General features: G+C 38.2%; 14 protein-coding genes. 11 read left to right on the plus strand and 3 right to left on the minus strand.

The window, feature by feature from the left end; translation table 11 throughout:
- Nucleotides 1-37 precede the first annotated feature (37 nt).
- The 3 genes from ACQKMR_RS08935 (at nt 38) to rlmN (ending at nt 2,549) form a co-directional block, all read left to right on the plus strand.
- Entirely contained in the window at nt 38-199 is a 162-nt protein-coding gene (locus ACQKMR_RS08935; RefSeq protein WP_082527454.1) for a CxxH/CxxC protein, read from the plus strand.
- A gap of 721 nt (nt 200-920) precedes the next feature.
- On the plus strand, nt 921-1,400 hold the full coding sequence (gene rlmH / locus ACQKMR_RS08940; protein WP_427696979.1) for a 23S rRNA (pseudouridine(1915)-N(3))-methyltransferase RlmH: 480 nt from the start codon (nt 921-923) through the stop codon (nt 1,398-1,400).
- An 81-nt stretch (nt 1,401-1,481) separates the two neighbouring features.
- The gene (gene rlmN / locus ACQKMR_RS08945) at nt 1,482-2,549 is read left to right on the plus strand and encodes a 23S rRNA (adenine(2503)-C(2))-methyltransferase RlmN (protein ID WP_427696980.1); all 1,068 of its coding nucleotides are present in this window, start codon (nt 1,482-1,484) and stop codon (nt 2,547-2,549) included.
- A 215-nt stretch (nt 2,550-2,764) separates the two neighbouring features.
- Here rlmN and ACQKMR_RS08950 read toward each other — a convergent pair whose 3' ends face one another.
- On the minus strand, nt 2,765-3,097 hold the full coding sequence (locus ACQKMR_RS08950) for a heme oxygenase (protein WP_053348337.1): 333 nt from the start codon (nt 3,095-3,097) through the stop codon (nt 2,765-2,767).
- Nucleotides 3,098-3,472: 375 nt separating this feature from the next.
- Here ACQKMR_RS08950 and ACQKMR_RS08955 point away from each other — a divergent pair, with 375 nt between their 5' ends.
- Nucleotides 3,473-4,921: a DEAD/DEAH box helicase gene (locus ACQKMR_RS08955; RefSeq protein ID WP_427696981.1), complete on the plus strand. Its 1,449-nt coding sequence runs from the start codon at nt 3,473-3,475 to the stop codon at nt 4,919-4,921.
- 358 nt (nt 4,922-5,279) lie between these two features.
- Nucleotides 5,280-5,561, plus strand: a complete 282-nt coding sequence (locus ACQKMR_RS08960; RefSeq protein ID WP_427696982.1) for a LysR family transcriptional regulator — start codon at nt 5,280-5,282, stop codon at nt 5,559-5,561.
- Between the two features lie 628 nt (nt 5,562-6,189).
- Here ACQKMR_RS08960 and pepT read toward each other — a convergent pair.
- Both pepT and ACQKMR_RS08970 read right to left on the minus strand, forming a co-directional pair.
- On the minus strand, nt 6,190-7,434 hold the full coding sequence (gene pepT / locus ACQKMR_RS08965; protein WP_427696983.1) for a peptidase T: 1,245 nt from the start codon (nt 7,432-7,434) through the stop codon (nt 6,190-6,192).
- 215 nt (nt 7,435-7,649) lie between these two features.
- Complete coding sequence (locus tag ACQKMR_RS08970) at nt 7,650-9,107, minus strand: alpha-amylase (RefSeq protein WP_427696984.1); 1,458 nt, start codon at nt 9,105-9,107, stop codon at nt 7,650-7,652.
- A 920-nt stretch (nt 9,108-10,027) separates the two neighbouring features.
- Between ACQKMR_RS08970 and ACQKMR_RS08975 the strand changes: the two genes are divergently transcribed.
- Genes ACQKMR_RS08975 through ACQKMR_RS09000 form a run of 6 tightly spaced genes read left to right on the plus strand, consistent with a single transcriptional unit; the run spans nt 10,028 to nt 18,412 of the window.
- Nucleotides 10,028-11,380: an aspartate aminotransferase family protein gene (locus tag ACQKMR_RS08975; RefSeq protein ID WP_427696985.1), complete on the plus strand. Its 1,353-nt coding sequence runs from the start codon at nt 10,028-10,030 to the stop codon at nt 11,378-11,380.
- 7 nt (nt 11,381-11,387) lie between these two features.
- Nucleotides 11,388-12,896 carry a pyridoxal phosphate-dependent decarboxylase family protein gene (locus tag ACQKMR_RS08980; protein ID WP_427696986.1) on the plus strand — a complete coding sequence of 503 codons (1,509 nt, stop codon included), beginning with the start codon at nt 11,388-11,390 and terminating at the stop codon, nt 12,894-12,896.
- Entirely contained in the window at nt 12,896-14,701 is a 1,806-nt protein-coding gene (locus ACQKMR_RS08985; protein WP_427696987.1) for an IucA/IucC family protein, read from the plus strand. The genes ACQKMR_RS08980 and ACQKMR_RS08985 overlap by 1 nt, the downstream gene beginning before the upstream one ends.
- Nucleotides 14,691-15,275: a GNAT family N-acetyltransferase gene (locus tag ACQKMR_RS08990; RefSeq protein ID WP_427696988.1), complete on the plus strand. Its 585-nt coding sequence runs from the start codon at nt 14,691-14,693 to the stop codon at nt 15,273-15,275. The genes ACQKMR_RS08985 and ACQKMR_RS08990 overlap by 11 nt, the downstream gene beginning before the upstream one ends.
- The gene (locus ACQKMR_RS08995) at nt 15,250-16,578 is read left to right on the plus strand and encodes a lysine N(6)-hydroxylase/L-ornithine N(5)-oxygenase family protein (RefSeq protein ID WP_427696989.1); all 1,329 of its coding nucleotides are present in this window, start codon (nt 15,250-15,252) and stop codon (nt 16,576-16,578) included. The genes ACQKMR_RS08990 and ACQKMR_RS08995 overlap by 26 nt, the downstream gene beginning before the upstream one ends.
- A 22-nt stretch (nt 16,579-16,600) precedes the next feature.
- Nucleotides 16,601-18,412: an IucA/IucC family protein gene (locus tag ACQKMR_RS09000; protein WP_427696990.1), complete on the plus strand. Its 1,812-nt coding sequence runs from the start codon at nt 16,601-16,603 to the stop codon at nt 18,410-18,412.
- Nucleotides 18,413-18,624: the final 212 nt, after the last annotated feature.

The raw sequence follows: 18,624 nt of genomic DNA on the forward strand, positions 1-18,624 counted from the left end.
TATTAGTAACAATGAATAAGGAAGAGGAGGATGTATGATGGAATTATATTGCTGTCAGGAACACGTGGATATGGCGTTGGATGAAGTGGTATATGAGTGTGAAACGTACCCTGTTTTAACATTCATTTCTGAAGAAAAACAGTTATCAACAACCTGTGAATATTGTCGAAACGTGGCAATATATCTAGTAGGGAACTAATATTCTCATACAAGATGTGGATAGAAATTGTGGATATGTGGATAACTTTTGTGGATAACGTGTTTGTAACCTGTTCTTAACATGTTCTTAACATTTTACAAATTAGAAACTAGAGCATTGAATTGTCGTACATTTAAGCCGTTGATTCTCTATATGAGATAAAAGGACACTAGAACAAAAAAAGAGTATTAAGGCCGCAGAATAAAGACAGGGAAGCGAATTCCTATAAAAATAATCAGCTCTGCCTATCGAAGGCAACTTTAGTTTCATCCGAAATTTGTCGATAAAATGTATATCCAAAGGAATTTTATAGTTTATCAGTTACAAATATAAAGCGTCAATAATAATCATTATTGAAATAATGATTACTGGATTATTGTTATATTTGCGTTCTAGTTCAATAGGTTTGGGTTTTTATTTTCATTTCTTGTTGGTTCTACTTTTGGTTACATTACTCTTGAGTTATCCTTGGAAAGAAACAAATGTACATTATTCACTTATGAATGAAGCCGTTGCCACTTTTTTTAAGGAGGAAGCGGCTTTTTAATATAAAGATGATAGTTGAATCATTATTTATAGTGGTTTTAAATGTAATAGACTTATCACTAAGCAAAACTGGAAAGGATATGCTTGTTTTGTTTATAGGCCCCTCTAAGGTATGATAATAGGTAGGCAAATCCAACAACTGATACTAAAACATAATGAAAGTTAGAGGATATATATGAAAATAACGATTATTACTGTTGGCAAGCTAAAAGAAAAATACTTAAAGCAAGGAATTGCTGAATATACAAAACGTTTAAGTGCCTATGCTAATATAGAACTTATTGAAGTACCAGATGAAAAAGCCCCGGAAAACCTGAGTGCAGCGGATATGGACATTGTAAAACAAAAGGAAGGTGAGCGAATCTTAGCTAAAATCAGCCAAGACACCTACGTTATTACGCTTGAAATCAATGGCAAACAGCTAACCTCAGAGCAGCTAGCATCTCATATTGACCATCTAGCTACTTATGGAAAAAGCAAAATTGCCTTTATTATTGGCGGTTCACTGGGGCTTAGCTCAGAAGTGATTTCAAGAAGTGATTATGCACTTTCCTTTTCTAAAATGACCTTTCCACATCAGCTAATGAAGTTGGTTCTGTTGGAGCAAATATATCGAGCGTTTCGGATAAATAGAAATGAACCGTATCATAAATAAATTTGCCAATTCAGAGGAATTGCTTGTTAGGTTTTTTGAGTTGTAGAATTAAATTTTAATGTTATGAAAAGAGGGTAACGTATGAATAAAGAGTCCATTTATGGTTTAACATTCGATCAATTGACAGCGTGGCTTTTGGAACATGGTCATAAAAAGTTTAGAGCTTCACAAGTCTGGGAGTGGCTTTATAGGACGCGTGTAACAGATTTCTCTGAAATGACAGATGTAAATAAAGAGTGCATTCAATTACTGAAAGATAACTTTTTCATCCAAACTTTAACTGAGCATGTTAAGCAAGAGTCAGCGGATGGAACGATTAAGTTCTTGTTTAGATTACAGGATGGGAACCTAATCGAAACGGTTATGATGAGGCATAAATATGGGATTTCAGTTTGTGTCACCACACAGGTAGGCTGTAATATTGGCTGCAGTTTCTGTGCAAGTGGTCTTTTAGCCAAAAGTCGCGATTTATCTAGTGGGGAAATTGTAGAACAGATTATGAACGTTCAACTGCATCTAGACAAATTGGAACAAGAAGACATTGTTAGTCATGTAGTTGTAATGGGGATTGGCGAGCCGTTTGACAACTTTGAAAATATGATAGATTTCTTAAAGGTAATTATGGACCATAAAGGGCTTGCTATCGCTGCAAGGCGTATCACTGTATCGACTAGTGGACTAGCCAATAAGATTTATGAATTCACAGATACTCAATTACAGGTAAACCTGGCAATATCATTGCATGCACCGAATAATGATCTTAGAACCCGGATTATGAAAATAAACCGAGGTATTCCAATAGAAAAATTAATGAAATCGCTTGATTATTATTTAGAAAAAACAAACAGAAGAATTACTATTGAGTATATCCTATTGAAAGATGTAAATGATCATAAAGAAGAAGCCGAGCAACTTGCCAATCTTCTTGATGACAAAAAACATCGGCTTTATGTTAACTTAATTCCATATAACCCTGTAGATGAACATAGTCAATACCAAAGAAGTGAGAAAGAGTCTGTTCTCACGTTTTATGATACGTTAAAAAAGAGAGGCGTAAATTGTAAAATCCGCCAAGAACATGGAACGGATATTGATGCGGCATGCGGACAGTTAAGAAGTAAACAAATAAAAAAGGCTGAAGTTCAATGATTTTGAGAGGTAACTTATAGAATTGTATAAAGTATCCAACAGAAAAAACAGTATGTTATTGAATACATACTGTTTTTTCTGATTTATGAAATGGTGAAGGTCGATTTAATTGTAACGAAGGACGAATAATCTCTCTGAAGGTCGGATTGCTCCTGGCTACGGTCGAAATAATACCTCCAACGGACGAATTTCGTTTAAAACTCTTTTGAAGTTTCTTATTTAGCTATTTCTTTTACGGAGGCAACTTCATAAGTAGTAAGTTCACTGCCTAGAATAGGTGATTCTTTTTTTGCTTCATCGGAACTAGGTTCAGGTCGTTTATGTGCAGCTTTAAACGCATCACTATTTCTCCAAGCAGTAAAGTTATCAAGGTTTTCCCAGTACATATTTACGTTTAGTTCATCATGATCTGTTAAGTTTTGTGTTAATAATACTTCTACTTTTACGAAGCCTTCTGTTGTATCAAGTGGGCCTGGTGCAGTAAATCCAGGGGCCATAACTGCACCCATCCCTTTTTTAACTCTAATTCTATTCGTTACGATTATCATAAATCAACGCTCCTTTTAGAAAGAATTTAATGGGTTTTCCCTTTTTTTAACTCTCTTGTATCATACATATTTTAGCATATTAGCAGGAATATAATCTATTTTGAATAATCAAAGCAAGGTTAAAGAAGTTTGAAAGACATAAATTTTTCGGAAAGCAACCTTTCACTAAAAAATAGGTAAAGGTGCCACATTTTATTAATTTTTTTAAGACATGTTTTACACAAATCAAAGAATAGATCACATGAAAAAAGGGTCTAGTAGTTTGGTTATTACGAGGTTTATCGCTTCATATCGCGTATAATAGAAATCAGTATAAGGAAATAACGATTATGGAAACAATAAAGTAAGATACTAAACAACAAAAGAGGCTATTATATGACTGAATTACGTTTTACTGATTATACATTAAGTGATGAAATTGTAAGGGCATTGGAGAGTCTGGGGTATCAGCAACCAACGGAAGTTCAACGTGAAGTGATTCCTGTGGCATTGAAAAGAAAGGATCTTGTCGTGAAGTCGCAAACAGGGAGTGGTAAGACGGCTGCATTTGGCATACCGATCTGCGATATGGTTGATTGGCAGGAGAATAAGCCACAGGCACTTATTTTAACACCTACGCGCGAGCTTGCTGTGCAGGTGAAAGAGGATATTACGAATATAGGTAGATTTAAACGAATTAAAGCAACAGCGGTTTATGGAAAATCTCCATTTGCTCTACAAAAAGCAGAACTTAAACAAAAAAGTCATGTAGTTGTGGGAACGCCAGGACGTGTACTCGATCATATTGAAAAAGGTACGTTTGCTTTGGAGCGTTTAACACATTTGGTTATTGATGAAGCGGATGAAATGTTAAATATGGGGTTCATCGAACAAGTGGAAGCCATCATTAAAGAGCTTCCAAAAAACCGAGTGACCATGTTGTTTTCTGCTACTTTACCAGAGAGCATAAAGAAACTTTGTCAAAAATATATGAACGATCCTTTAGATATTGAGATTAAGGCAACGGGCATAACGACTGAGAAAATTGAACATGCCCTTATCGAAGTGAAGGAAGATGATAAGTTTTCCCTGCTTAAAGACGTTACAATCACTGAGAATCCTGATAGCTGCATCATTTTCTGTCGGACGAAAGACCGGGTGGACGAAGTATGTGAAAAGTTAATGGATTTAGATTATCCTTGCGATATGATTCATGGAGGTATGCTTCAAGAAGATCGTCTTGCTGTGATGAACGAGTACAGAAGAGGCGAATTCCGCTATTTAGTTGCTACAGATGTAGCAGCAAGGGGAATAGACATTGATAATATTACTCATGTTATTAATTATGATTTTCCTCTAGAAAAAGAAAGCTATGTACATCGAACTGGAAGAACAGGTCGAGCTGGTAAAAAAGGGAAAGCCATTACTTTCGTGACACCGTACGAAGACAAGTTCCTTACAGAGATTCAAAGCTATATCGGATTTGACATCCCTAAAATCTCCGCTCCATCAGAAGAAGATGTCTCGAATAAGATGAATGATTTTGAAGCGAAACTAGAGGCTCGTCCCAAAATAAAAAAAGATAAAAGTGAACAATTGAATAAACAAATCATGAAGCTATATTTTAATGGCGGTAAGAAAAAGAAAATCAGGGCCGTTGATTTCGTGGGTACAATTGCGAAGATTGATGGTGTTAAAGCCGAAGATATCGGAATTATTACCATTCAGGACAATGTTTCCTATGTGGAAATATTGAATGAAAAGGGACCTCTTGTCTTGAAAGTGATGAAAAATACAAAAATCAAGGGCAAGCTTTTGAAGGTTTCAGAGGCCTTTAAGAAATAAGGGAAGCCATTTATACAAAGAAGCGGCAGAGACGTTCATTGTCTTTGCCGCTTCTTTATTTTTGTTATTAATTATTTATGAGAAATTTTTACTCCGTTATATAGCGGTGTTAGAGCAATCATATGCTAGAAAAGTAACTTCAAAGAAGAGATGTCTAACATCTTTTCATTATACAAAGGCTATAGTGGCAGGGGTATAAAGAACTACATAGAAAATTTAAGTTGAATTTTAAGGAACAGCCTATGAAAGAGATAGTATTGATGCATTTTTGACATGGACAGGATGAGCATGTCCTGTTAATATATAAATGATAATGATTATCATTTTCACAAAAAAGTCTTGGGGGAACTAACCACACATGAATACACTGGAGAAAATGGAGACGTTTATCGTACTTGCTGAGTGTCGCTCTTTCACAGAGGCTGCCCGCCGACTTTATTGCTCACAACCTACTATTAGTCATCATATTAATTACTTAGAACAAGACTTTGATTCAAGACTTTTTCATCGTTCTGGTAGGAAAGTAGAGTTAACGAAGCAAGGGGAAGTTCTCTTGACTTACGCAAAACAGATTCTGAGTCTTGTGGATGAGGCTTCAGAAACGATAAAAAAAGTAGACTACTTTGAACAGACGCTCTAGGTATTAGTCAGCAATTATATCGCGGATTACTTTTTTGCGGATCTTCTCCATCAATACAAGGAGATTTCACCAAAGAAATGCATTGAAATCAATAGTTTTTGTTACGATGATCTAAAGAGAAGCCTTCAAGATAAACTGACCAATTTTGCAATCATGCCAATCTATCCGGAAGACTACTATATAATGGACCACTATGACACGTCAGTATTATTTGAGGATGAACTATCCCTGATTTTCCCATACAATTATTTATGGGATACAAGAAAAACGCTTTACTGCCGTGATTTACATAACCAAACCGTACTTTTGCCAAAGAGTCATTTACGTAGTCAGCAAGTTAAGGAGAGGTATTTACAAAATTAAGAAAATGAATAGTGCCATTCGTAAATATTACAAAGGGTAACGGAGATCAACATGTCCTCCGTTACCTTTTCTCATTAGGGACAGTTCGATGGAGTCCTATTCGGGAAAGAGCATGTTTCTATAGTTTTATACCAAGAAGTAGGTGGATCTACAAGAATGATTAAATGGACTGCACTCCGATTGTGTAGCAAGTACTGCGCTTGCTACTGTAAAGTTTCCCCACACCATTTTGTCCCAAAAATTTATAGTAATCGTCCTTTGAATTCTACTTGGGTATTCTCGCTTTTTTTTCAAAAAGCGAGGCAATTCCAACAATAACGTTAGCTGCTTTCACCATATTATCGACGGAAATGAATTCGTATTTGCCATGAAAGTTCTCGCCGCCTGTAAAAATATTTGGTGTTGGTAGTCCCATATACGATAGTTGAGAACCGTCCGTACCACCGCGGATTGGTGAGATTTTTGGTTTGATTCCAAGTTTCTCCATTGCTTCATAGGCAATGTCAACGATTTCTTTGACAGGCTCGATTTTTTCCTTCATATTGTAGTATTGATCATTCAATTCAAGAAGGATTTGATTTTGACCATATTTTTCTCTTAATTCTTCGACGATTTTCGCTATATAGTTCTTACGGTTGTTAAATTGTTGGCGGTCAAAATCCCGAATGATGTAGGAAAGCTTGGTTTCCTCAACATCTCCATGAAATGAAAGGAGATGATAAAATCCTTCGTAGCCTTCAGTAAATTCCGGTGCTTCTTCCAGAGGGAGCTTGATGTGGAGCTCCATGGCAATCTTAGCTGAGTTAATCATTTTCCCTTTTGCAGTACCAGGGTGTATATTGGTCCCTTTGACAGTGATCTTGGCTGATGCCGCATTAAAGCTCTCATATTCAAGTTCACCAAGTGGACCGCCATCTACTGTATAGGCAAATTGAGCATCAAAAGCAGCCACATCAAACTTATGTGGTCCTCTGCCGATTTCTTCATCGGGAGTAAAGGCCACGCGGACTTTTCCATGCTTAATTTCTGGATGATGAATTAAATAATCCATAGCTGTCATAATTTCGGCAATGCCAGCCTTATTATCTGCGCCGAGTAGGGTTGTTCCATCCGTCGTTATTAAGGTATGCCCTTTATAGTCGTTGAGCGAAGGAAAATCATTAGGTGATAGTATGACATTCAATTTTTCATGTAAAGTAAGATCACTACCATCATAATTTTCAACAATTTGCGGTTTTACATCTTTCCCAGTAAAATCCGTAGCCGTATCAATATGAGCCAAAAATCCGATAGTCGGTACATTCTTTTCTGAATTGGCAGGCAAAGTCGCCATAACATAGCCATTTTTATCAATTGTCACTTCTGTCATCCCGATTGCTTGTAATTCCTCTACCAATGTATTTGCCAGAGTTAACTGTCCGGTTGTAGAAGGACATGTGGGATTTTCCTCATTGGATTGCGTATCCACCTTTACATACGAAGTAAATCTTTTAATGATTTCATTTTTCATTTTTCCCTCAGCTCCTTTTTCCCTTATCTTACCATGTTTGATTAAGATGAAAAAATCATCTTTGTTCTAGTGGAGGAACATTTCGTCCTTCTATCGTTTTTAGGGTGTGAACTTTAAAATATGATTTTGTAAAACAGCAAAGAACAGCATGTTATTACCCCACATGCTCTTCTTGCTATTGTTTTTTGAAAGGGTGGCTCTAAGAGCATGTATTTTTACTCATTCAACGCCCAAACAGATACACTTTTACCATGAACAGGAAAGGTTGCGAAACCATCTTTTTCAATGGTGATATGATCATCTCTATGAAAGGTCAGGTCAATCCAGATTTCACCAGATCGATGTTCACCGACGTACATCCTTTTTTCACTGTTGTGATCTCCATTGGATACAATGACGGCACATCCAGATCCTTCTAGTTCTTCTACTCCAAGCCGGACCCAGCCTATCGTGTTTGGATCATCGAAATAGTCTTCTTGATCCCCATAGGCTTTTTCATACCGAGCATATAAGAGGCGATCTAGAATATCCTTTTTCCCAGGAACTGGAGAAGGCCCGCCGATTCCGTAATAGTCTCCGTAAAAGACACAGGGGTAACCGCAAAGTCTCAGCAAGATAAGAGCATATGCCGATGGTTTAAACCAGTCCTTTACCCAGGATTCTAGTGATTCATGTGGCTGGGAGTCATGGTTGTCGACAAAAGTAACGGCCTGTGCCGGATTGGTTTTAACGAGGGTATGATCAAAGATGGTTGAGAGATCGAAGTTAGAGCCTTCTTTTGAGGCCTCATGAAATTTATAATGAAGGGAAACATCGAACAGGCTGAGGTCATGATTTGTTTGTTCTAAGTAAGTTTGACAGGCTTTCACATCAGCTTTCCAAAATTCTCCGACCATAAAGAAATGTTCCTTTGTATAAGGGAGGAGTTCCTGTAAAAAATCATTGATGAAGTCGTAATCAATATGTTTTACAGCATCTAATCGAAAACCATCGCATTTTAACGTGTCGACCATCCATTTTCCCCAGCTAATCATCTCCTGGCGAATTTCTGGCTGACTGTAATCGATGTTGGCAAACATTAAGTAATCGTAGTTACCAAATTCATCAATAACATGCTTATTCCAATGTTTATTTTCCCCTGTTATCCGGTACACACCCATTTTGTCGTTTCCGGCATCATAGTCCGTTCCATTAAAATGAGTATGGTTCCACTTAAAATCAGAGTATTGATTATTACGGCTTGGAAAATCGAATGTTGTCCAACCTTCAATTTCAAATGGTTTTGAGATGTCTTCCATCCGGTTGTTCGGGTTGACTTCAATGACTTCAAAGTTTTCAGTTCCATCAGCTCCAGCCTTATGGTTCATAACTAGATCGATATACACGCAAAGTCCATAGTTATGACATGTATCTATGGCTTGAAGCAGTTCCTCTTTTGTTCCGTATTTGGTTCGAACGGATCCTTTTTGGTCGAATTCACCCAAATCGTATCCGTCATAAATCCCATAGCCGTTATCCCCTACGGATTGCCCTTTTGTAACTGGCGGAAGCCAAACACAGTCAATTCCTATATCTTTCAACTTGGAAGCCGCATACTTCAGTCTGTCCCAATGAGAGCCATCTGCTTCAAGATGCCACTCGAAAAATTGCATCATCGTATGATTTCTTTTCATTCGTTCCCCCCCTGACACCGACACGTTTTGACAAGATTGATAATGGATAATCGGAAAATTAATGATTGAAATCTTTACCCTGTATTTAAAAATAATAAACAAGTAAACAGTCTCTCTGAATAGAGGTTCAGCTCTTTCTCTATTTTACTATTTTATACCAAATAAGGGTAATTATAAGTTTGAAAATAATCGATGTGAGCAGTTTGTTAAGTCAGGAAGAGGGGGGAATAAGCACAAGAAAGTGTTATGAAAAGGCTTGGAACGAGGTTAATCATATTAGTAGGAAAACAAGGTATTTATTTTTTATGAACCTCTTAATTAAATTATTTTTTGGTATCACATAATTCCCTATATGAATTCGTTCATATTCATCAGGAGAGAGTTTACATTTCTGTTTATAGGCTAGATTATCCCGCTTCCTCTTTTTTTCGAGGTTAATAAAGTTGGAATTATAATCATAGAGTCTAGATCTGAATTTATCTCTATGATAGAAGCCCTATGTTTTTTGCCTTAGAAGTTATCGAAATAGACACTGCGAATTAAATACTTTCCTTCATGAAGTTCTGTAATTATTTCTTAATAGATAACAATCTGCTTTGGTAATTGCATGTTTGAGTTCACGCCTGCCTTTCAAACCATTCATTTTTGTTCCTCCCTTTCTGTGTTTTTATCCAGGGCAAGCTTATTAATATAATCTTAATTAAACCTTAAGAAAAATTTTCGGGTCATAAAATGAACAGAACATCCTAGTTACAAGTATGTAAATACCAATTTTAACCTTTGTTTAATATTATTGGAATTTATTAGAAGAAAAATGAGCGGATTTACTCATTGAGAATAATTATCATTATCATTAGAATGAATTGTGTGATAATGATAATTATTCTCAATTAATTAATTAATATATAGGGAGGCTCATTATGGGAACTACCACACTTACCAAAAATGATCAATTACTGGAACAACAAAACACAAGGGAATCAAATGCTCGATCTTATCCTAGAAGATTACCTATGGCCATCGATCAAGCGGAGGGAATTTACCTAACAGACATGGATGGAAAGAAATATATTGATTTTCTTGCTGGTGCTGGAACATTAGCGCTCGGACACAATCACCCGGCTGTGCTAGAAGTAATGGAAAATGTTCTAAAAGCTAAACGACCTTTACATACATTGGACTTTACTACGCCGATCAAAGAGCAGTTCGTTGATGAAATTTTTGAATGTCTGCCTGAAGAATTCAGAAAAAATGCAAAAATTCAATTCTGTGGTCCTACTGGCGGAGATGCTATTGAGGCAGCGCTTAAATTAGTTAAAACAGCTACAGGCAACCGTAGCATTTTATCTTTCCAAGGTGCTTATCATGGGGCAACACATGCGACAATGTCAATCAGCGGTAATACAAAACCAAAGGAAAAAATTCAAGGATTAATGCCAGACGTACATTTCCTACCATATCCATACCAGTATCGCTGCCCATTTGGAATTGGCGGAGAGGAAAGTCACAAAATTAGTAGCCAGTATATCGAAAACCTGTTGAACGATCCTGAGTCTGGATTATTAGCACCTGCAGGAATGATTTTAGAGGCAGTACAGGGTGAGGGGGGTTCCATTCCAGCACCAATTCCGTGGCTTAAGGAGATTAGGAGAATTACAAAAGAGAGAGGCATTCCATTAATTATCGACGAAGTTCAATCGGGTATCGGCCGAACAGGTAAAATGTTTGCCTTTGAGCATGCAGGAATCATTCCAGATGTTCTTGTACTATCAAAAGCAATAGGTGGTAGCCTTCCATTATCCGTCGTGATCTATAACAAAGATCTGGATCTATGGTCTCCGGGTGCTCATATTGGTACGTTCCGCGGAAATCAATTGGCAATGGCAGCAGGAACAGCAACTTTAAAGTTCATGAAAGAAACAAATCTTGTGGAGCATGCAGCTAAAATGGGAGAAATCTTAAAGAATATTCTTAAAGATTTGCAAAAGGATATCCAACAAATTGGGGATGTTAGAGGCCGGGGATTGATGGTCGGTGTTGAACTGGTTAACCATTTAGAACCACAAAACTCGAATGGAAGCTATCCGGCTAATTCTGAACTTGCCAGCACCATTCAACAGGAATGTTTCCAAAGAGGATTAATCTTAGAAGTTGGTGGCAGACATGGTAGCGTAGTGAGGTTTTTGCCTCCATTAATCGTAATGGAATCACAGCTTCGAGAAGCTACTGCAATTTTTGAAGAAGCTGTTCGTGCAGCTGTTGCAAGAGGGTGAAGAATAAATGATTGAAATGATAAATAAAACTAATTTTGCTTATTCTCCATTTTTCTTAAATAACGAGGCCGGTTTCAATAATTACACCGCTTCTTTAAAAATCATCGAAAAAAGACTTACCGACTTTTTAAAAGGGAATAATCAGCCGTATTCCGGAAAAAAACCGCATGAAATTGAAGCGAGATTAAATGGGCTATCCCTTGGTTCGATAAAAGGGGAGACATTGGAAGGTGTCGCTACTGAACTAGCTGAGTTTGTTATTAATGACAGCATCAATGTACACAGCCCTACTTGTATCGGACATTTGCATTGCCCGACACTCATACCTGCAGTGGCTGCCGAAATGATTATCAGTACTCTAAATCAATCCATGGATTCCTGGGATCAAAGCTCGACCGCAACCTTTATTGAAGAGCGTTTAATAGATTGGTTGTGCACTCAGGTAGGGTTTTCTGATAAAGCGGACGGGATCTTCACAAGCGGTGGAACCCAATCTAATTATATGGGACTGTTATTGGCGAGAGACGCCTATTGTAAGCGTGTTTGGGATATAGATGTACAGCAACATGGTCTGCCAACCGAAGCAAAAAAACTGCGGATTTTATGCTCGGAGGCTGCCCACTTTACGGTTCGTAAATCCGCGGCACAGCTGGGGCTTGGTGAACAGGCGGTAGTAACGGTTAAAACGGATTCTAATCACCGTCTTTCTATAGATGAACTGAATCGTCAGCTTATGATTTTAGAGGAGCAGGATTTACTTCCATTTGCGATTGTTGCTACATGTGGAACAACGGATTTTGGTTCTATAGATCCATTACATGAATTGTCTGCAGCTGCAACGGAAAACGGGTTATGGCTGCATGTGGATGCCGCTTATGGCGGAGCGATGATTTTAAGTAGGGATTTCAAAGAATTAATCAATGGAATTGAACTGGCTGACTCGATTACGGTTGATTTTCACAAATTATTCTATCAACCAATCAGTTGCGGTGCCTTTCTTGTCTCCGACCGCAATTCGTTTCAATTTATCCAGCATCACGCAGATTACTTGAATCCACAGGAAGATGAAGAGGAGGGTATGGTCCACTTAGTCAATAAATCGATTCAAACGACGAGAAGATTCGACGCGCTAAAACTTTGGATGTCATTAAAGGTTGTTGGACTCGATACATTTGCTGAAATGATTGACTATACTTGTCATCTTGCACGCGAAGTGGCTGCGGAGATCAATAAAGCAGAAGGATTCAGCGTATTAAATAAAAATCCCGAATTGAATGCAGTTGTATTTCGTTATAATCCCGAAGGAAAAAGTGATCAATTAGTAAATCTTCTAAATAAACAGATTCAGCAAGAATTACTAAAGAGCGGACGTGCATTTTTGGCAAAAACTCGTTTTGATGGACAGGTTTATTTAAAGATGACTCTATTGAATCCAATGACAAAGCTTGAACACATAGAGGAAATCATAGATGAGATTCGGGTATTAGGTGAAATGTTCAAGATGATGGAGGAATGATGATGAATAGTAAGCAAATAGCTGAACGGGCGACGATGCAAAGCTTTCTGAATTGTTATTTCCGAGAAACTGGGAATTGCAGTCTAGAAGAAACAAAGAACTGGCCTGAACTGGAGGGTACTGTACCGACTTCTTTATTAGTCAGTAATCTTGCATCCCAAGATATTGCATTGCTTGTTCCACTTAAGTATTGGTCGGAAACGGGGCGTCATATTATATCCTTCCCGGTTTACTACCAAACGGCGTCCAAACAAGTGCGTGAATTAGACTACGTGACAATGGTTTCAGTCGTGTCTAAAGAATTATTAAATGAACAGGGCCGAACAGATAGTGAAGATGAATTGATGTTGCGTGTCATCCTAAGTAGCCAAAATATTCAACGCTATGTGGAAGCCCGGAGAGAAGACTTTGATGCACTTCAAAGTCCTGACTTTACATACATCGAAGCAGAACAGTCCCTTCTATTTGGTCACTTGTTCCATCCAACACCGAAAAGTAAGCAGGGAATATCAGATAGGGATGAATGGAACTATTCGCCAGAATTAAAAGGGGAGTTCCAGCTTCATTACTTCCTAGCCGATTCATCGATTGTCATCCAAGACTCTAGTGAAGTCACATCTGCAAGTGAGATCATTAAACAGGAATTAGCCGGCGATTTGGAGATTTCCAGTGGGTTCCGTGACACGTATTGCAAAAAAGAAAGCCCATATATCATTATTCCAGGGCACCCGCTTCAGGCAAAAGAACTAGTCGAAAAAGAAGAAGTCAAGAAGTTAATTGAGCTAGGACTACTAATCTATGCAGGCCCGCTTGGGAAAAAATTCACGGCCACTTCTTCATTCAGAACAGTCTATAGTGCTACATCGAAATATATGTATAAGTTTTCCGTTCCGGTTAAAATCACAAACTCGTTACGTGCAAATCTGCAAAAAGAACTCGATCGTGGTGTTGAAATCGCAAAATTAATAGATTCCAAAGTGGGCGATGATTTAAGAAAGCAGCACCCGTCCTTCCGCGTCATAAAGGACCCTGCTTATCTAACAATCAAAACAACTGAACAAGATTCAGGTTTTGATGTTGATATTCGGGAAAATCCTTTCTATGAAAACAATAAACAAGCAAGCCTGATTGCAGGTCTATGTCAGGACAATGCCTATGGTGCACCATCAAGGCTTGGAGCGATCATCCGAAAATTAGCAGAAGAAGAAAACCGTAGTACTGAAGAAGTAAGTAAGGATTGGTTTAATACGTATCTTTCAATGACACTAAAACCGATGCTTTGGCTGTTTGAAGAGTATGGAATTGTTCTAGAAGCCCATCAACAAAATTCAATTATCCAGCTTCAAAATGGGTACCCATCCACTTTTTATTATCGAGATAATCAAGGGTATTACTATTGTGAATCAAAAGTAGACCGGCTGTTGAGCATCCTGCCTGAACTAAGTGAAAAAAGTTTCACAATTTGTTCGGATGAAGTTGCTGAAGAAAGACTTCAATACTATTTCTTCTTTAATCATTTATTAGGCATAATCAACAATTTTGGTACGGATGGATTAGCATCAGAGCAGAAATTATTACAGCTCGTTCAGGAACAACTAGAATCTAGTGGTAAGGAAAGCAAAGATGAAGGATTGAACCGGGTTGTCTCGAGGTTGCTTTATGAACAAGAACTACCTTGTAAAGCCAATTTACTGACGCGTTTTCATGATATGGACGAGCTTGTTGGTTCACTTGAGACACAGTCTGTTTATACGACCATTGAAAATCCGTTTGCGCAGGGGGTTTTAGTCACCCATGAAAAATAGTTATGAAGAAAAGCTGAAAGACAGTAATCAGCAGCTTTCTTTTGTCAAAGTGGAATTTGAGCGGGATTTTGATACTCTGCATAGTTGGATGCACGAAGATCATGTGATACCCTACTGGAACTTGAATTTTACAAAAGAAAAATTTGCTGTTCATTTGCAGAAAGCGATGGCAGATACACACCAAACACTATACTTGGGTTGCCTGGACGAGATCCCAATGAGCTATTGGGAGTCGTATTGGGTAAAAGGCGATATCATTGAAAAATATTATGATGCTGAGGAGGGCGACCAGGGTATTCATTTACTCATTGGTGATCCCGAGTATCTTGGAAAAGGACTGGCTTTGCCATTTTTACGTGCAATGGTGAAATTCCAATTACTGACTTCTACTACAAACAAAGTGATGGCAGAACCGGATATCCGGAATGCAAAGATGATTCATTTATTTGAAAAATGCGGCTTTACCCCAATTAAAGAGATTGAACTCCCTGACAAAACAGGATTACTTATGTCATGTACGCGGGAGAATTTCGAGAGGAAGTGGAAGTATGGAGAAGCAACAATCTATCTATGATGTGGTTGGAATCGGGATAGGTCCCTTTAACCTTGGACTTGCAGCCCTTTTAGAGAAAACCCCGGAGTTAAATGCCATCTTTTTTGAGAAAAAGCAGGAATTTAATTGGCATGAAGGGATGTTGCTTGAAGGGACGACACTGCAGGTACCATTCTTTGCTGATCTAGTTAGCATGGCAGATGTGACAAGCCCATATAGTTACTTGAATTATTTACAGCAACATGACCGGCTTTATCATTTCTACTTCCTTGAAAAATTCTTGATTCCGCGAAAAGAATATAACGAATATTGCCGCTGGACTGCGAATCAACTTGATAGCTGCTGTTTTGGAAAAGCGGTTGAGGCGCTGGAGTATATTAAGGATCAAGAGGAACCTTTCTATCAGATCAGTGTGAGAGATGAAAAAACTCAACAGATCGAAGTCTATTATAGCCGTCATATAGTCATGGGAATTGGCAGTGCTCCAGCTGTACCGTCTGCATTTAATCCATATATGGGAGAGAGCATCCTGCATTCGGCCGATTATTTACGGAATAAAGAAAATGTCCTAAAGAAAAAATCCATAACAGTTGTTGGATCCGGACAGAGTGCGGCCGAGGTATTTGAAGACCTACTGAATGAGCAGGAGAAGTATGGTTACCAGCTAAACTGGTACACAAGATCCAAAGGTTTTTTTCCTATGGAATATTCAAAACTGGGGTTGGAATACTTCACTCCAGATTACCTGGATTTCTTTTATCGGCTGCCTCAGGAAAAGAAAGATGACATTCTGCCAAAACAGGATCTGTTGTATAAAGGAATCAGTGCGAAGACAATTGCTGCGATCTTTGACAAAATGTATGAAAAGTCTATTGGAAATGCAGAACTTGCCATTGAACTTAGGGCTATGACAGAAGTTGCAGCCGTAAAGCCAACTGAAAATGGCTGGACCTTGAAATGTCGACAGTGGTTGGAAGATAGCGAATTTGATGTGAACACAGAGGCGGTCGTTTTTGGTACCGGCTATAAATCAACCGTGCCGGCATTCCTTGACAGTATGGAAGACCTCATAGTCCGCGATGAGTTTGGCCGACTTGAAATTACGAAAGACTATCGGGTTGGTACTACCGTATCTACCCCAAATCATCTTTATATTCAGAATGGCGAGTTACATACGCACGGCGTGGGCGCTCCTGATTTAGGATTAGGGGCATTCCGGAACTCCATTATTATTAATCAATTAGCAGGAAAAGAGATTTATCCATCCGAACCAAAAGGAGCTTTTCAATCATTCCGTGTAAAATCACCAGTCATGGCCTATTAATAGAAAGAAAGGGAGTCAATGTATGCAGTTCATAAATGAAGTGGAAAAGGCGGTTACAGAAAAAAATTGGTCGATAGTAAACCAAAACCTGCTCGCTAAAATGATTTCCGAGTATATGTATGAAGATATAATCCATCCAGCTGTCTTGAACGAAGATGTAGCAGGATACTTATATGAGTTAAAGATAAATGAGGAAAAATCTTATCAATTTTTAGCCTTGCCTCGTCTTTTTGACAGTTATGATGTACAGGCTGGATCGATTAAAGTAGTTGAAGCAGAACAAACCAGACAAGCAAATGATGCCATTCAATTCATTTTGGATCTTCAGCCATTAATCGGGATGACTGCAGAAACAACGGGCCATTTAATCAAAGAGTTCCATCATACGTTGCTTGCCGACCTGCAATTACTATCTAAACCGGAACAAAAGGCGGATGATTTAGTCGAACTGGACTATGCGCTACTTGAAGGTGAAATGAGCGGTCACCCCTGGATTGCCTATAACAAGGGAAGAATTGGATTCGGTTATGATGATTACTTGAAATTCGCTCCAGAAAATCAAGAGAAAATTCAGCTATCGTGGATTGCTGTTCATAAAACAAGGGGTGCGTTCAATTCCATACAAACGTTATCTTATAAGCAATTGATGGAAAATGAACTAGATGATGAAACCCGAAAAGTATTTGCAAACAGATTGGCAGAGAAAGGGTTAAAGGTAGAAGACTATTTTTACCTCCCAATACATGAATGGCAATGGAAGAATGTCATCATTCAGAATTTTACCGATGATTTGGCTAAAGGTCTGATTGTAGCTTTAGGAAACGGCCCTGATGAGTATCTTCCACAGCAATCGATTCGGACGTTTGTTAATGTTTCGAATAAGAACAAACATCACGTCAAGTTACCAATGAGCATTTTAAATACGCTGGTCTACCGTGGATTACCAGCAGAGCGTACAGTCATTGCACCAAAAATCACAGAGTATATTAAGAACATTTATAATAATGATTCGTTCTTAAAGGAGGTATGTAGAGTAGTACTTCCTGGTGAGGTGGCCAGTTTAAATGTGGATCACCCATATTTTTCTAAGCTAAAGAACGTACCATATCAATATTTAGAGATGCTAGGCGGTATTTGGAGAGAGAGTATATACAGTTATATGGAAGAAGGCGAGAAGCCTATTACACTTGCATCCCTTTTGCATGTGGACCACGAAGGTAAGCCGTATGTGGAAAGCCTGATTGAAAAATCTGGATTAACTACGGAGGCATGGACAGACCAATTATTCGACGTCATTCTTTCACCATTGTTACATTTTATCTATCAGTATGGGGTTGTCTTCTCACCGCATGGCCAAAATACAATTTTAGTATTGAAAGATTATAAACCGCACCGGTTGGCAATCAAGGATTTTGTAGATGATGTAAATATCAGTGATCAACCGCTTCCTGAATTAAGTATGCTTCCTGATAATCTAAAAAAGGTACTAAGAAGCGAAGCGCCGGAGGGCCTGGTTCAATTCATTTTCACGGGACTATTTATCTGTCATTTCCGTTACTTGTCCACACTTCTTATGAGAATGAACCTATTGAATGAGAATGTCTTTTGGGAAGGTGTCGCTCGAGCAATCCTTACACATCAGCAAAAATTCCCACAATTGCAGGACCGCTTCGAGACATTCAATTTCTTTGCACCTAAATTAACCAAACTCTGTCTTAACAGAAACCGTATGCTTCAATACGGATATAGTGATGGCGAAGATCGTCCACATGCATCTGAGTTTGGGCATGTAAATAATGCTCTTTACGAAAAGTTACCTGCAAATACACTTTAATTTTAAAGCTGGCTCAGATCTTTGAGCCAGTTTTTTCGAATTTCAAGCTTTTCATAACTAGAGATGTGAAGGGAACCTTTGTGTTCATTATTCATCAAATGTATACCTAAGATAGGATTGTGTTATGCTTTTTGGTCTAAATTACCTAATAAATATCGACGGAATAGGACTTGCCGTCCATATGAATTGGTGATAAGCTAAATGTGTAAACG

The sequence above is a fragment of the Peribacillus sp. NPDC096540 genome (genome assembly GCF_050278525.1).
GTDB lineage: Bacteria > Bacillota > Bacilli > Bacillales > DSM-1321 > Peribacillus.

Excerpts from the sequence above, each read along its gene's own strand:
- ACQKMR_RS08935 (WP_082527454.1), top strand. The coding sequence starts at position 38 with ATGGAATTATATTGCTGTCAGGAACACGTGGATATGGCGTTGGATGAA.
- rlmH (WP_427696979.1), top strand. The coding sequence starts at position 921 with ATGAAAATAACGATTATTACTGTTGGCAAGCTAAAAGAAAAATACTTA.
- rlmN (WP_427696980.1), top strand. The coding sequence starts at position 1,482 with ATGAATAAAGAGTCCATTTATGGTTTAACATTCGATCAATTGACAGCG.
- ACQKMR_RS08950 (WP_053348337.1), bottom strand. The coding sequence starts at position 3,097 with ATGATAATCGTAACGAATAGAATTAGAGTTAAAAAAGGGATGGGTGCA.
- ACQKMR_RS08955 (WP_427696981.1), top strand. The coding sequence starts at position 3,473 with ATGACTGAATTACGTTTTACTGATTATACATTAAGTGATGAAATTGTA.
- ACQKMR_RS08960 (WP_427696982.1), top strand. The coding sequence starts at position 5,280 with ATGAATACACTGGAGAAAATGGAGACGTTTATCGTACTTGCTGAGTGT.
- pepT (WP_427696983.1), bottom strand. The coding sequence starts at position 7,434 with ATGAAAAATGAAATCATTAAAAGATTTACTTCGTATGTAAAGGTGGAT.
- ACQKMR_RS08970 (WP_427696984.1), bottom strand. The coding sequence starts at position 9,107 with ATGAAAAGAAATCATACGATGATGCAATTTTTCGAGTGGCATCTTGAA.
- ACQKMR_RS08975 (WP_427696985.1), top strand. The coding sequence starts at position 10,028 with ATGGGAACTACCACACTTACCAAAAATGATCAATTACTGGAACAACAA.
- ACQKMR_RS08980 (WP_427696986.1), top strand. The coding sequence starts at position 11,388 with ATGATTGAAATGATAAATAAAACTAATTTTGCTTATTCTCCATTTTTC.
- ACQKMR_RS08985 (WP_427696987.1), top strand. The coding sequence starts at position 12,896 with ATGATGAATAGTAAGCAAATAGCTGAACGGGCGACGATGCAAAGCTTT.
- ACQKMR_RS08990 (WP_427696988.1), top strand. The coding sequence starts at position 14,691 with ATGAAAAATAGTTATGAAGAAAAGCTGAAAGACAGTAATCAGCAGCTT.
- ACQKMR_RS08995 (WP_427696989.1), top strand. The coding sequence starts at position 15,250 with ATGGAGAAGCAACAATCTATCTATGATGTGGTTGGAATCGGGATAGGT.
- ACQKMR_RS09000 (WP_427696990.1), top strand. The coding sequence starts at position 16,601 with ATGCAGTTCATAAATGAAGTGGAAAAGGCGGTTACAGAAAAAAATTGG.